This window comes from Pseudomonas sp. JDS28PS106 (genome assembly GCF_036706555.1).
In the GTDB taxonomy this organism is placed as follows: domain Bacteria; phylum Pseudomonadota; class Gammaproteobacteria; order Pseudomonadales; family Pseudomonadaceae; genus Aquipseudomonas.
The window spans coordinates 158701-171912 of the sequence record NZ_JBAJGT010000003.1 but is presented as its reverse complement, the minus strand read 5'-3'; the positions used below and the strand labels follow the sequence as shown (position 1 = coordinate 171912).

General features: G+C 62.5%; 15 protein-coding genes. 6 read left to right on the top strand and 9 right to left on the bottom strand.

All coding sequences use genetic code 11. From position 1 onward, the window contains the following. Positions 1 to 101 precede the first annotated feature (101 nt). Entirely contained in the window at positions 102 to 1379 is a 1278-nt protein-coding gene (locus TRP66_RS06075; RefSeq protein ID WP_333400472.1) for an aromatic amino acid transport family protein, read from the top strand. Between the two features lie 72 nt (positions 1380 to 1451). Here TRP66_RS06075 and TRP66_RS06070 read toward each other — a convergent pair whose 3' ends face one another. The 3 genes from TRP66_RS06070 to TRP66_RS06060 all read right to left on the bottom strand — a co-directional run bounded on the left by TRP66_RS06070 (position 1452) and on the right by TRP66_RS06060 (position 2658). Then, positions 1452 to 1661: a hypothetical protein gene (locus tag TRP66_RS06070; RefSeq protein ID WP_333400471.1), complete on the bottom strand. Its 210-nt coding sequence runs from the start codon at positions 1659 to 1661 to the stop codon at positions 1452 to 1454. A 120-nt stretch (positions 1662 to 1781) separates the two neighbouring features. Continuing rightward, positions 1782 to 2264, bottom strand: a complete 483-nt coding sequence (locus TRP66_RS06065) for a GreA/GreB family elongation factor (RefSeq protein ID WP_333400470.1) — start codon at positions 2262 to 2264, stop codon at positions 1782 to 1784. Between the two features lies 1 nt (position 2265). Continuing rightward, positions 2266 to 2658, bottom strand: coding sequence for a hypothetical protein (locus TRP66_RS06060; RefSeq protein WP_333400469.1), 393 nt, complete (start codon positions 2656 to 2658; stop codon positions 2266 to 2268). A gap of 160 nt (positions 2659 to 2818) precedes the next feature. On the opposite strand from TRP66_RS06060, the gene earP reads away from it, so the two are divergent. Both earP and TRP66_RS06050 read left to right on the top strand, forming a co-directional pair. After that, positions 2819 to 3967 (top strand): elongation factor P maturation arginine rhamnosyltransferase EarP, encoded by a 1149-nt coding sequence (gene earP, locus TRP66_RS06055; RefSeq protein ID WP_333400468.1) that lies wholly within the window; start codon positions 2819 to 2821, stop codon positions 3965 to 3967. Positions 3968 to 4066: 99 nt separating this feature from the next. Next, entirely contained in the window at positions 4067 to 4636 is a 570-nt protein-coding gene (locus TRP66_RS06050) for an elongation factor P (protein ID WP_027977430.1), read from the top strand. 79 nt (positions 4637 to 4715) lie between these two features. Here TRP66_RS06050 and TRP66_RS06045 read toward each other — a convergent pair whose 3' ends face one another. Next, the gene (locus TRP66_RS06045; RefSeq protein WP_333400467.1) at positions 4716 to 5144 is read right to left on the bottom strand and encodes an organic hydroperoxide resistance protein; all 429 of its coding nucleotides are present in this window, start codon (positions 5142 to 5144) and stop codon (positions 4716 to 4718) included. A 139-nt stretch (positions 5145 to 5283) separates the two neighbouring features. Next, positions 5284 to 5757, bottom strand: a complete 474-nt coding sequence (locus TRP66_RS06040) for a MarR family winged helix-turn-helix transcriptional regulator (protein ID WP_333400466.1) — start codon at positions 5755 to 5757, stop codon at positions 5284 to 5286. 196 nt (positions 5758 to 5953) lie between these two features. On the opposite strand from TRP66_RS06040, the gene TRP66_RS06035 reads away from it, so the two are divergent. After that, on the top strand, positions 5954 to 6685 hold the full coding sequence (locus TRP66_RS06035; protein ID WP_442965180.1) for a sulfite exporter TauE/SafE family protein: 732 nt from the start codon (positions 5954 to 5956) through the stop codon (positions 6683 to 6685). Between the two features lies 1 nt (position 6686). Here the strand turns inward: TRP66_RS06035 and TRP66_RS06030 are convergent, their stop codons facing one another. Further along, positions 6687 to 7568: a LysR substrate-binding domain-containing protein gene (locus tag TRP66_RS06030; RefSeq protein ID WP_442965174.1), complete on the bottom strand. Its 882-nt coding sequence runs from the start codon at positions 7566 to 7568 to the stop codon at positions 6687 to 6689. 71 nt (positions 7569 to 7639) lie between these two features. On the opposite strand from TRP66_RS06030, the gene TRP66_RS06025 reads away from it, so the two are divergent. Both TRP66_RS06025 and TRP66_RS06020 read left to right on the top strand, forming a co-directional pair. Beyond that, positions 7640 to 7870, top strand: a complete 231-nt coding sequence (locus TRP66_RS06025) for a DUF1127 domain-containing protein (RefSeq protein WP_442965179.1) — start codon at positions 7640 to 7642, stop codon at positions 7868 to 7870. A 247-nt stretch (positions 7871 to 8117) separates the two neighbouring features. Next, positions 8118 to 8351 carry a DUF6124 family protein gene (locus TRP66_RS06020; RefSeq protein WP_333400463.1) on the top strand — a complete coding sequence of 78 codons (234 nt, stop codon included), beginning with the start codon at positions 8118 to 8120 and terminating at the stop codon, positions 8349 to 8351. A 7-nt stretch (positions 8352 to 8358) separates the two neighbouring features. Here TRP66_RS06020 and chrA read toward each other — a convergent pair whose 3' ends face one another. The 3 genes from chrA to TRP66_RS06005 form a co-directional block, all read right to left on the bottom strand. Further along, the gene (gene chrA / locus TRP66_RS06015) at positions 8359 to 9573 is read right to left on the bottom strand and encodes a chromate efflux transporter (RefSeq protein ID WP_333400462.1); all 1215 of its coding nucleotides are present in this window, start codon (positions 9571 to 9573) and stop codon (positions 8359 to 8361) included. Between the two features lie 75 nt (positions 9574 to 9648). After that, positions 9649 to 11001: an HlyD family type I secretion periplasmic adaptor subunit gene (locus TRP66_RS06010; RefSeq protein ID WP_333400461.1), complete on the bottom strand. Its 1353-nt coding sequence runs from the start codon at positions 10999 to 11001 to the stop codon at positions 9649 to 9651. A 10-nt stretch (positions 11002 to 11011) separates the two neighbouring features. Beyond that, on the bottom strand, positions 11012 to 13195 hold the full coding sequence (locus TRP66_RS06005) for a type I secretion system permease/ATPase (protein ID WP_333400460.1): 2184 nt from the start codon (positions 13193 to 13195) through the stop codon (positions 11012 to 11014). Positions 13196 to 13212 lie beyond the last annotated feature (17 nt).

Genomic DNA, 13212 nt, shown 5'->3' with positions numbered 1-13212 from the left:
CCCCGACAATGCGCCCCCGTTTTTGGAGGGGCGCTGAACTGCCGCGTTTTCCCGATGCGCCCGTCTTTCCTTGAAGTAACCCGGCACGGAGACCAGACCGGATGAATGATCAGGCCAATGGCGTCGTAGAACGTCTGGATGCAGCTCCCGCGAGCCTTGCCTCGTGGAATCGTAACGACACTACCTGGATGCTCGGGCTGTTCGGCACGGCGATCGGCGCAGGTACCCTGTTCTTGCCCATCAATGCCGGCATTGGTGGTTTCTGGCCGCTGCTGGCGCTGGCGCTGCTGGCATTTCCCATGACCTTCTACGCACACCGGGGACTGACCCGTTTCGTGCTGTCGGGACGTAACGGCGGTGATATCACCGAAGTCGTGGAAGAACACTTCGGCAAGGGCGCGGGGGCCATGATCACGCTCCTGTATTTCTTCGCGATCTTCCCGATTCTGCTGATTTACAGCGTGGCACTGACCAACACGGTGACCAGCTTCCTTGAACATCAGTTGCATGTGGAGGCGCCGCCTCGCGCCCTGCTGGCGTTCGTACTCATTTTCGGGCTGATGGTGGTGGTCAGTCTGGGCGAGCGACTGATCGTCAAGGCCATGAGCCTGCTGGTCTACCCGTTCATCGTTGCCTTGCTGCTGCTGGCACTGTTCCTGATCCCCCACTGGACTGGTGGCATTCTGGAGACAGCCGGGACCTTTCCGGAACTGTCGAGTTTCGGACCCACGCTGTGGCTGGCGATTCCGGTGATGGTGTTCTCGTTCAACCACTCGCCGATCATTTCAGCGTTTGCCGTCGACCAGAAGCGACTGTACGGAGCAGACGCCGAGCAGCGCAGTTCGCAGATCCTGGCACGTGCTCACCTGCTGATGGTGGTCATGGTGCTGTTCTTCGTCTTCAGCTGCGTGCTGACGCTTTCCCCCGCGCAGCTGGCCGAAGCCAAGGCCCAGAACGTGTCGGTGTTGTCGTACCTGGCGAACCATTTCAATAATCCGATCATTGCTTTCGTCGCGCCGCTGATCGCTTTCGTGGCGATCGCAAAATCCTTCCTGGGCCACTACCTGGGTGCCAGCGAAGGTCTCAAAGGGCTGGTTCTGAAGTCTGGCTATGCTCCCGGTCCGCGCAAACTCAACGTCATCACGGGCGCTGTGATGCTGGTCGTGTGCTGGGCGGTGGCGACGCTCAACCCCAGTATTCTCGGCATGATCGAGAACTGGGGCGGCCCGGTGATCGCGGCATTGCTGTTCCTGATGCCGATGTACGCCATCCACAAAGTACCCGCCATGCGCCAGTATGCCGGCAAGCTGTCCAATATCTTCGTGGTAATGGCCGGGCTGGTGGCGATCAGTGCGCGGGTCTACTCCCTGCTGCCCTGATTCGCCGTACGCAAAAAAGCCGGCCTGCGCGCCGGCTTTTTTGTAGCCGCTGGAGCGTGCTGACTCCGCCCGTCAATCGTCTGCCGGCTGGGGATGAAGAGGGCGTGACAGGTGCATGATGCTGGCGTAGTCGTAGATATACTGGCGGCCGGCGTGGCTAGTCGCGCGTAGCTGGTCGATGAGCATGCGTTCTTTATGGTTCAGATACCTCAGACTCGGATCGGCGCTGGACCTCAGGCGATCGCGTTCATGGGCGTCAGGAAAAGCGATGACGTTCGTCATGAAATATCTCCTTGAATTGAGCCCTGGGATGACGGTGCGGCCCCGGTTGCGATTCCTCTAGCGACGTCTCACCTTACCCACAAAGGCTTTGCCCGGGCAACCCTGCATCTGACGGACGCGTTACGAGGCCTGGGCGATCTCGAACCATTGCCGCGTGCCATTGACCAGGATTTCCACTTCTTCGCCTGCGAGCTTGCCCAACAGAGTCTGACCCAACGGAGCGCGCGTGGTGATCACCGTCACCACGCCATCCGGCGTCGCGAGCTTGAGTCCGGCGCCGTCCGGCCCGAGAAAGAAATGCTGAAGCGGGCCTTGGGCTGGATGCAAGGCGATCAGGTCACCGATCTGGATGCCGCGAGCCTCATCGAAAGGCCTTACGGACCACTTGCGGTACTGCGCCAGCGACTGACGGATTTCCTCGACCCGTCGGGCTTGTCCGGCTGCCAGGTAGGACGCTTCCAGTCCCAAAGTGTCGTACTTGTTCTCGGCGATGTTTTCTTCGTGGGTCGCAGCCTCGTAGGCGGTTCGCGCGGCGCGTTCGGCGACGTCCAGATCCGCTTCAAGCCGATCGACAATCAGATGCACAAGTTGCTGTTTATTCATGTCAGCCACAGTAGAGGTTAATGCTGGCCCGGCTTTTTTCACTCGGCGCGGTGCGGTCCTGTTGCATCCAGAAGTCGCATTTCGAGCGGCTGTAGGTGCGCTGACGCTGTTCCTGAAGCTGTTCCTGGGCTTGCCGCGCCTCGCTCTCGCGCAGGCTTTGTTCGTATTTGTGGAACATCGCCGTATCCGGCTCTTCAACCGGAGCGACGGGCGCTGGGGTTGCAAGCTGCGTAGCCGCCCGTTCCAGCGTCTGGGTCTGGGCTTGCGGCAGGCTCTTGTAGAACAGCCATCCCGTCAGGGCAACGGCGATCATGCCCAGCCAGATGCCTGCGGCAATGCACAGGATCAGCTTGAGGGACACACGGAATTCGTGACGACGGGGGCTGGAGGACATGGCTAGATTCCTGGCATGAGCGACGGCTGGGATTGTGCCATGCCTGGGGAGGGCTACGCAGCCATGGCCGGGCTGGTGGATACCGGGCTTCTGACGGACAATCGCATTTTTCAAGGACTCGCCGGAACCCCAGTATGCAAGCCGTGATGCAATCCAGACCATGACCGCCATTCCTACCCGACAGCACTGGGATATTTTTTGCAACGTCGTCGACAACTATGGCGATGTCGGCGTGACCTGGCGACTGGCAAGACAGCTGGTCGCCGAGCACGGCCTCGACGTTCGACTCTGGATCGACGATCTGGCGGCGTTCGCGCGTCTTTGCCCGGCAGCCGATCCCCTTGCCGACCGGCAGTGGCAATCGGGTGTCGAGATCTGCCTTTGGCCGACAGAATGGCAGCCGACGCCGTTGCCTGATGTGGTGCTGGAGGCTTTCGCCTGCCGGCTGCCGACGGCATACACCGAAGCGATGCTTGAGCGTGCGCCGCGCCCCGTCTGGCTGAATCTGGACTATCTCAGTGCCGAGGATTGGGTGTCGGGTTGTCATGGGTTGCCGTCGATGCAGTCGAACGGCCTGAAGAAAATCTTCTTCTTCCCCGGCTTCGAGCCCGCAACAGGCGGCTTGCTGCGCGAGCGGGACCTCCTCGAACGGCGCGAGGCCCTGCAACGAGACCCTGCCGAGCGACGCCAGGCGCTTCAGGCATTGGGCGTCGAACCGGCCAGCGATGCGCGTCTGATTTCTCTGTTCGCTTATGAAAATCCCGGTCTGGGCAGCTGGCTCGACGCGCTTGCCGACGGCGAAAGGGGCACGCATCTGCTGGTGCCGCAAGGACGTGTATCGGGCGATGTCCAGCAGTGGCTGCGAGTGCCGACATTGGATGCGGGCGTTCTTCACGTGCGCGGGGCGCTGACCGTGCAAGCCTTGCCGTTCGTCAGGCAAGAACAGTACGACACCTTGCTGTGGAGTTGCGATTTCAACGTGGTGCGCGGCGAAGATTCATTCGTGCGCGCGCAGTGGGCGGCACGGCCCATGCTCTGGCACATCTATCAGCAGGAAGACGAGGCGCACCTGCCCAAGCTCGAAGCTTTCCTGGACCTTTACGTGGCCGGGCTTTCCCGCGCGGCGGCCGACGCTATACGAGGTTTCTGGCACGCGTGGAACCAGGGGCAAGACCTGGGCGCGGAGTGGCGAGCGTTCGAAGCCCACTGGCCGGAACTCGTGGCCCACGCGCAGGGCTGGTGCGCCGCCCAGGCTGCGCAACCCGATCTCGCGACGGCGCTGGTACAGTTTTGCCGAAATTCGCTATGATACGCGGCCTTCATGTCAGGCTCTGTACGAAAAGTGCCTGCGCAGGCTATTTCTCGTACAGAGCCTTTGGTTTATCCCATCCAAATTCGGATATATGCAATGAAAACTGGTAAAGAGCTTAAACCCGGTACCGTGATCCGTATCGACAACGATCCTTGGCTGGTTCAGAAGGCTGAATTCACCAAGTCGGGTCGTAACAGCGCGATCATGAAGACCAAGCTGAAGAACCTGCTGACCGGCTACAAAACCGAAACCGTCTACAGTGCCGACGACAAGCTGGACGACGTGATCCTGGATCGCAAGGAAGCCACCCTGTCTTTCATCAGCGGTGACTCCTACACGTTCATGGACACCACTGACTACACCATGTACGAACTGAACGCAGAGGACATCGAGTCCGTCCTGCCATTCGTCGAAGAAGGCATGACCGACGTGTGCGAAGCTGTCTTCTTCGAAGGCCGCCTGGTTTCCGTAGAACTGCCGACCACCATCGTGCGTCAGGTCGACTACACCGAAGGTTCGGCGCGTGGCGACACTTCCGGCAAGGTCATGAAGCCTGCCAAACTGAAGAACGGCACCGAGCTGAGCGTTGCTGACTTCATCGAAATCGGCGACATGATCGAGATCGATACCCGTGAAGGCGGTTCCTACAAAGGTCGTGCGAAATAAGCACGTTTTTGTAACCGGCTACGCAAAAAAGCCCGCATTCATGCGGGCTTTTTTGTGCCTGTGGGTCGAGCGAACGGGCTCAGACGGTCACATGCAGGCGTACGTCGACATTACCGCGGGTCGCGTTGGAGTAAGGGCAGACCTGATGCGCGGCGTCGACCAGTTGCTGTGCATCGGTCTGCCCCAGGCCCGGCAGGCTGATGTGCAGATCGATGTCCAGACCGAAACCGCCTGGAATCTGACCGATGCCGACATGGGCAGTGATCGAGGCGTCTGCCGGAATGCTGCGCTTGCTCTGACCGGCGACGAACTTCAACGCGCCGATGAAGCAGGCGGAGTAGCCGGCGGCAAACAATTGCTCGGGGTTGGTGGCTTCACCACCCGCACCGCCCAGTTCCTTCGGAGTGGCCAGCTTGACGTCGAGAATCTTGTCGCTGGAAACGGCACGACCATCACGGCCACCGGTAGCGGTTGCAACAGCGGTATAGAGCGCTTTCATGGAATTCACCTCATTCAGTGTTGGGCTATTGCGCTAAAATATTGCGCGCTAACTAATACGAGGTCGAATCTACGCGCAATATATTTAGTGCGCAAGATAAATTTTCGAAAAATCTGTCCGGCCCGGATTTGCCCGGAAAAATTCGCGGCTACAAGCTGTCGTGCAACGAGGCGCGCAGCTTGACCAGTTCGTCCTGAAGCTCCTTGAGGCGAGGCAGCTCCAGGCCGCTGGCCGACAGGATACAGCCTGGCACTGTGAGCGCCTTGCGCTGCAGGTTCCGACCCTGTTCGGTGAGATGCAGTAGCACCACGCGCTCGTCGTCCTTGCTCCGGGTGCGACTGATGAGGCCTTCACCTTCGAGACGTTTGAGCAGGGGCGTGAGCGAACCCGGATCGGTCAGCAGCCGGGTGCTGACCTCGCCAACGGTCAGGCCATCCTGCTCCCACAACACCATCATCGCCAGGTACTGCGGGTAGGTGAGCCCGAGCGCCTGCAGCAGGGGCTTGTAAACCTTGGTCATCATCAAGGAAGTGGAGTACAGGGCGAAGCAGAGTTGGTTGTCCAGTAACAGCTCGTCGCAACTGGCAGAAGCATCGGAAGCAGGGCGGTCTTCGGCGTTCAATGGAGGGGCCTTGTGCGAGGGAAAGAGCCTAATTTAGTGTCAGCCTGATGAATGCGCCAGACAAATCCCGTTAAACGCCGCTTTGCGGTATGCCCGCGATGGGATCGTCATACCAAGTAACAGTTTGCCTCTTGCGCCAGACTGAGTAGGATTTGCGCCAAACGACGGACAGGGGCGCAGTGTGATCGATGTATTGATGTACTTGGTGTTGGGTGCCGCGATGGGCACGCTGGGCGGACTGTTCGGCATCGGTGGCGGGCTGGTGGCGATCCCGGCGCTGGGCGTTCTGTTCGGTCTGGAGCAACAACTGGCGCAAGGCACCGCGCTGCTGATGGTGCTGCCCAACGTATTGCTGGCGCTATGGCGCTACAACCAGCGCAATCGCGTGTCGCTGCGCAATGCACTGATGCTGATCGTACCCAGTTTCGCCTTTGCCTGGCTGACCTCGTTATGGGCCGTACGCCTCGATCCGCAGGCCATGCGCCTGGGGTTCGTAGGTTTCCTGATCGTGCTGACGCTGTTCAACCTCGCGCAGATGTACTGGCGCAAGACGCCCTCCGGCACCGGGTTGCGCTATGGCAGATGGTTGTGGCTGCTGGGTGTCGTTTCCGGCATCACCGGGGGAATGTTCGGCGTCGGTGGCGGCGTAGTCGCGACACCCATTCTCACCAGCGTGTTTGGCGCGACACAGGTCGTCGCCCAAGGCCTGGCCTTGGCGCTCGCGGCGCCCAGCACCGGTATCACGCTGCTGACCTATGCGCTTCACAATCACGTCAATTGGGCCATGGGTATCCCGCTGGCGATTGGCGGCCTGGCGAGCATCAGCTGGGGCGTGAAACTGGCCCACTCGCTGCGCGAACGCACGCTGCGGGCCTGGTTCTGTGTATTTTTGATCTTCTGCGCGGCGATCCTGGCGTTCAAGATCTGATTCAGAGCCGGAATCCTTCGACGATGTACTCGGCCATGCATTCGGTAATGGGCGAGGGTGTCTTGGGGTTGCGCAGCAGCACGATGCTGGCAGTGGGCAACTCCGGTAGACGTTCCGCTTCGCCAAGAATGCGCAGCTCGGGAGTGATCAGGCTCTGCAGCTGCGCGGTCACGGCTAGTCCCGCGCTGACGACCGCCATGATCGCCGCCATGCTGGCGCTGCTGTAGGCAATTCGATAATCCCGTTCCACGGCGTCCAGCGCATTGCACGCCCAATCGCGGCAGAAGCAGTGGGTGTTGAACATCGCCAGCGGCATTGGATTCTGGTCGTGGGGCGCAAAACCGATGGCTTCGGTCCATACCAGCCGTTCCTGACGCAGCAACTGACCAATCTCGGTACCCGGCCGTCGCGTGACAATGGTCAGGTCCAGATCCTGGCGCAGCAATAGTTGCTCGGACGGTTCGCAATGCACCTCCACCTGGATCAGTGGATAGGCGCGGGCGAACTGGGACAGGATGCCGGGCAGGAAACGCATCACGTAGTCATCGGGAGAGCCGATTTTTACCACGCCGACCATGTGAGGCTCGCGCAGCGTGTTGAACACCTCACTGTGCAGCTTCAGGATGCGCCGCGCGTAGCCGAGCAGCACCTGGCCTTCGGCCGTCAGGTTCAGAACGCGGCCGTCGCGCTGGAACAGCGGACGCCGCACCACGTCTTCTTCGAGGCGCTTCATCTGCATGCTGACCGCTGACTGTGTGCGGTTCACGACTTCGCCGGCTCGGGTGAAGCCACCGTGGTCAGCGATGGCCACGAAAGTGCGCAGCAGCTCGGTGTCTATGCTCGGGTAGTTCGCCAATCCATCAATCTCCCAGATGGAAGACATAAGAAACATTCGTTGGATTGATCCTACGCCCAGCGGGAGACTGTCGTCATCCCCATTTGGAGGGCAAGATGATGAAAGGTCAAAAAGGGTATGTACTGACGAGTGATGAGTTCTCCGCACCGGTCGGCATTGGCCTGCTGAGGCGAATTGGCGCCACGCTGCGGCGCTGGGCCGAGCTACACCGACAGCGTGAATTGCTGGCACAGTTGAGCGACGAGGGGCTCAAGGATCTGGGCCTCAGCCGCGCCGACACCGTGGAAGAATCACAGCGGCCGTTCTGGGACGATCCGCTGCGTCACTGAAAGCCGCCCCGCGCAGGAGCGTCCGGCCCATCGCGGATAAATCCGCTCCCACGATATCGATCACGGATCCGTGGGAGCGGATTCATCCGCGAAGAGCTAGCGAGATGCGTCCCAAACTATTGAAAGAAATTTCCGAGATCCTGCGGGTGCCTTGTATCCCGCCGGGCCGCTCAATACTCTGCGCCGGTCGTTGCCTGGCCGCCGCAGGCAGGGCGATCCCCATTTGAGTTGCTCGGAGATGACTCGCATGCCCAACCCTCCCATAGCACCATCCAGCCTGTTTTCCATCCACGAGAGCGTAGGCCCGCAGGATGCGCTGAACCATGCTTCCGACCTGCTGCGCTGTATCATCGCGACGGCCGAGGAATCCTGCGAGTGCACTCAGGGCGTAAGTCGCGACCTGACCCTCTCGGTCGTGCATCTGGCGCAACTGGCCAAAGCCATGGTCGACCGCTCGCTGGACTGCCTGGCAAAGGCCTGATCAGCGTTCAGCCGGCGAACCATCCGACCACGACGCTTGCGAGTACCACCTGCCAGGGTGGTCGCTTCCACACTATCAGGGCGATCAGGCCCAGAAGCACGAAGGCGACGTCGATCAGGCCGTCGACGGCGCTGGCCCACACCGGACGATAAAGGGCAGCGAGCAGCAGGCCGACCACCGCCGCGTTGACGCCAATCAACGCGGCGCGCACGGTCGGGTTCACCCGCAGGTTCGCCCAGAACGGCAGAACGCCCGCGATCAGCAGGAACGACGGCGCGAACATGGCCGACAGACAAATCAGCGCCCCGGCCCAGCCCCAGCCCGTGCCTGCGTCGGCGTTCATGGCGGCGCCAACAAATGCCGCAAAGGAGAACAGCGGCCCCGGCATGGCCTGGGCCGCCCCGTAGCCTGCCACGAAACTGTCCGAAGCGATCCAGCCGCTGTCGACGACTTCGCCTTGCAACAGGGGCAGCACCACATGGCCGCCGCCGAAAACCAGCGCGCCGACCCGGTAAAAAACTTCTATCTGCGCCCAGAGCGAGCCGGGGCTGAACAACTCCGTGCAGGCCGCACCGAGCAAGGGCAGCCCGATCAGCAGCAGAAAGAAGACGCCAAGCCATCGCGCTCCGGCCTGGGTGCTCAGCGGAATGGGCAGCGATTCGGCGGGCTGTATCGGTGTCGGCTTGAACAGCCATATTCCCGCGAGCGCCGCGCCGATCATCACGGCTACCTGCGCCCAGGTCTGCGGCAACGAGATGACCCAGCCGCAAGCGATCAGCATCAGCACCGCGCGGCTGAAACTGGCGCAGTGCTGCCGCGCCATGCCGTAGACGGCCTGGACAACCACGGCTACCGTCATCAGCTTCAGGGCTTTGACGATGCCCTCGGTCTGGGGCAGGGTGTTCGACGTCATGCCCAGGGCGAGCAGCGTCAGGATGATCGCCGAGGGCAGCGTGAAGCCTGCCCAGGCGGCCAAAGCGCCGCGGTAGCCGCCGCGCGACATGCCCAGCGCCATGCCGACCTGGCTGCTCGCGGGGCCGGGCAGGAACTGGCACAGCGCGACCAGCTCGGCGTAGCTGCTCTCGCTCAGCCAGCTGCGTCGCACCACGAACTCATCGCGAAAGAAAGCCAGATGAGCGACGGGGCCGCCGAAACTGGTCAAACCCAGGCGCAGAAAAATCAGAAAGATGGACAGGGTGTGTCGCTTGTCGTTGGGCGGCATGGCATCGGTCTGGCGAATACGAGCAGCCAGACTAGAAGGCCGCGCGCCCTCCGGCAAGCGCGTCGCGGTCGCGAATTATCTTTCGCGCATGGCTTCTGAACGCGCCTTGAGGACCGGTTTGAGCAGGTAATCCATCACGCTTTTTTCGCCGGTGATGATGTCGACCGTGGCGATCATGCCGGGGATGATCTGCAAGGGGCGGGCGTCGTCGCCCAGATGGTTGCGCTCGGTCCGCACCTGAATCAGGTAGTAGCTTTCGCCCTTGTCGTCGCTCACGGTGTCGGCGCCGATCAGTTCCAGCCGCGCGGTCAGTCCGCCATACAGGGTGTAGTCATAGGCGCTGAACTTGACCATCGCCTTCTGGCCCGGATGCAGGAAGGCGACATCCTGGGGACGAACCCGCGCTTCGATCAGCAGGTTATCCTCCAGCGGCACGATTTCCACCAGGTCGCTGCCCGGTTGAACCACGCCACCGATGGTGTTGACCTTGAGCGTCTTGACGATGCCGCGCACCGGGGATACCACTGTGGTGCGGCTCATCCGGTCGTCGATGGCGATGCGGGTCGCGCCCAGGCGCGCCAGTTCGCTGCGCTTCTCGTTGAGTTCGCGCGATGCATCGCTGCGAAACGCCAGCTCCGATTCGCGAATCCGGCTGCGGATTTCGTTGATCGCCGCTTCGGCGCGAGGGATCGCCAGGGTGTTCGCATTCATCGAACCGCGGATTTCCACGGCGTTGCGTTTGAGGCGCAGGATTTCCACCGGCGATACCGCCCCTGACTTTACCAGTGGCTCGGACATGTTCAGTTCCTGCTGAACGAGCGAGAGGCTGTTGCGAAACTGATCCTGCTTGGCGCGGAATTCGGCGACTTCCTGGGTCTTCTGGCGCAATTGCTCGTTGAGGGTGGTCTGTTCGCTGCTCAGGCGGCGCTGTCGCGAGTCGTACAACGCCAGTTCGTCGGCCGCGATCTGCGGGGCATTCTGGGTCACCTCGTCCGGCAGAGCCATGGGCCGGTTCTCGGCTTCGGCGGCCAGGCGCTCGACCTGTGCGGTGAGCGCCAGTCGATCCACTTCGCTTTCGCCACGGTTGGACAGAAAGCGCGTGTCGTCCAGGCGCAGCAAGGTATCGCCCTTGGCGACCGTCTGGCCCTCGCGCACGAAGATTTCAGTGACGATGCCACCTTCCAGGTTCTGGATGACCTGCACCTTGCTGGACGGAATGGCCTTGCCCTGCCCGGTGGTGACCTCCTGGAGAATGGCCAGGCTCGCCCAGGCCAGCGCCGCCAGCAGCAGGCCCGCCGCCAGCCAGACGGTGACGCGCATCGCCTGGGGCGAGTCATGGTTCATGGCCTGGGCCCGGTAAGGGGAAAAATCGGCATCATCCCGCAAGCGGGGAACGAAGCGTCGACGCAGACCGCGAGTCGCTGACATGAGGTTGCTCCTAGTGGCGATGGCCCGCGCTCGGGCGTTCGACGGTGAAAGGGTCGGCCTGGCCTTTGCGCAGCGCATCGATCACAGCGTCCTTGGGGCCATCGGCCACCAGCCGGCCGTTGTCCAGCACCAGCAGGCGGTCGACCAGCGACAACATCGACATGCGATGGGTGATCAGCAACAAGGTCGTGCCGGGCACCAGGCGATGCAGGTGGTGCCGCAGGGTGTCTTCGCTGGCGTTGTCCATGTGGCTGGTCGGTTCGTCCAGCAGCAGGATCGGCGGAGCGAGCAGCAGCGCGCGGGCCAGCAGCACCGCCTGGCGCTGTCCCCCGGAAAGCAGTTGCCCGCGTTCGCCCACCGGCCGGTCGAAGCCACGCGGGTGACGCAGTGCCAGCTCGTCGACCCCGGTAATGCGCGCGACTTCCAGCATGCGCGTATCGCTGATCTGACGGGCGCCGAGGGTCAGGTTGTCGCGCAAGCTGCCGGCCAACAGCGGCAGATCGTGGGCGACATAGCCCGTCTGGCGCCGGACGTCGGCCAGCTCCAGTTGACGCAGGTCAAGGCCGTCGTAAAGCACCTGACCTTGTTCGGGGTTGTTGAAGCCCATCAGCAGCCGGGCCAGCGTGCTCTTGCCGGAACCGCTGCGGCCGATGATGCCGACACGCTCGCCGGGCTCAAGACTGAAATTCAGGCCTTCCAGCGCCGCCGCGCCCTTGGCTTCGTAGCGAAAGCTGACCTCGCTGACCTTCAGCGCACCGGTCAGCGGCGCGGAGTGAACGGGGCGGGCCTGGGGATCGCGCTCCTGGGGCAATGCCATGAGTGCATCGGTACCGGTCATGGTTACCCGCGCTTGCTGGTAGCGGGTGATGAGCCCGACGATCTGCCCCAGCGGCGCCAGCACCCGGCTGCCGAGCATGTAGGTCGCGACCAGCGCGCCGACGCTCAGGTTGCCGTCGATGATGGCGTAGACGCCGGCCACGAGAGTCGCCATGCCGCACATCTGCTGGACGAACAGCGTCCCGTTGCTGGCGAGCGCCGCTAGGCGCCGCGCATGATTGTCCAGACGAGCCACAGCGCCATGGGTGGTCTCCCATTGATGCTGGCGCTCGCTCTCGGCATTGCAGGCCTTGAGGGTTTCCAGCCCGCCCAGGGTCTCGACCAGCAGCGCCTGACGCGCCGCGCCCAGGCTCAGGCTTTTCTGCACCGTCTCGCGCAGCCGGACCTGAATGACCCAGGCGAACAGCACGGTCAAAGGAAACGCCAGCAACGGAATCAGCACCAGCCAGCCGCCGAGCAAGCCGATGACCGCCAGCATCAGCAGAGCGAAGGGCAGGTCGATCAGGCTGGTCAGGGTGACGGAGGTCAGGAACTCGCGCAGCCCCTGGAAATCGTGAATGCTCTGGGCGAAACCGCCCACGCTGGCGGGTCGCGCCTTGAGGTCCATGCCCAGTATCCGTTCGAACAGCGTGGCGGACAGAATCAGGTCGGTGGTGCTGCCGGCCTGGTCCAGCAAGCGTGCGCGCACCAGACGCAGGCCGAGTTCGAACAGCGTGCCGAGCAACAGACCCGCGGCCAGCACCCATAAAGTGGCTGTCGCCTGGTTGGGCACGACCCGGTCGTAGGTCTGCATGACGAACAGCGGCACCATCAGCCCCAGCACGTTGACCAGCAGACTGGCGAGCACCGCGTCGGTGTACAGCGAACGCGAGCGTTGCAGTGTGTCGCGAAACCACGCCTTGACCCTTGGCACCAGCGGCGTATGCAACTCTTCGAGCTCATGCAGCGGTCGCGCATAAAGGGCACGGCCGGTATAACGCTGCGCGAGATCTTCGCGCTCCACCCACTGTTCGCCGCCCTGGCTTTCCGACGGCAGAATCAGCGCGCGGCCGTCTTCGCCCCAGCGGCTGAGCACGGCGCAACTGCGATCCTTGAGTGTCAGCAGCACCGGCAGCTTGAGTTGATCGATGTCGCCCAGTTCGCGGGCCAGCCAGCGCGCCTGCAGACCCGCCCTTGCGGCGGCTCGGGGCAACAGGGCCTCGCTCAGGCACTGGCCGGGAAGCGGCAGCCCGGCCGTGAGGCCGGCGCGGCTCGCCTCCCGTCCGTGCAGGGCACAGAGAATCATCAGGCCGTCGAGCAACGGATCATCGACGCTGCCCACCGGATCGACAGGCGCGCGCAGTTGCAGACTGTTCATGGCAGTAGTCCCCGAGG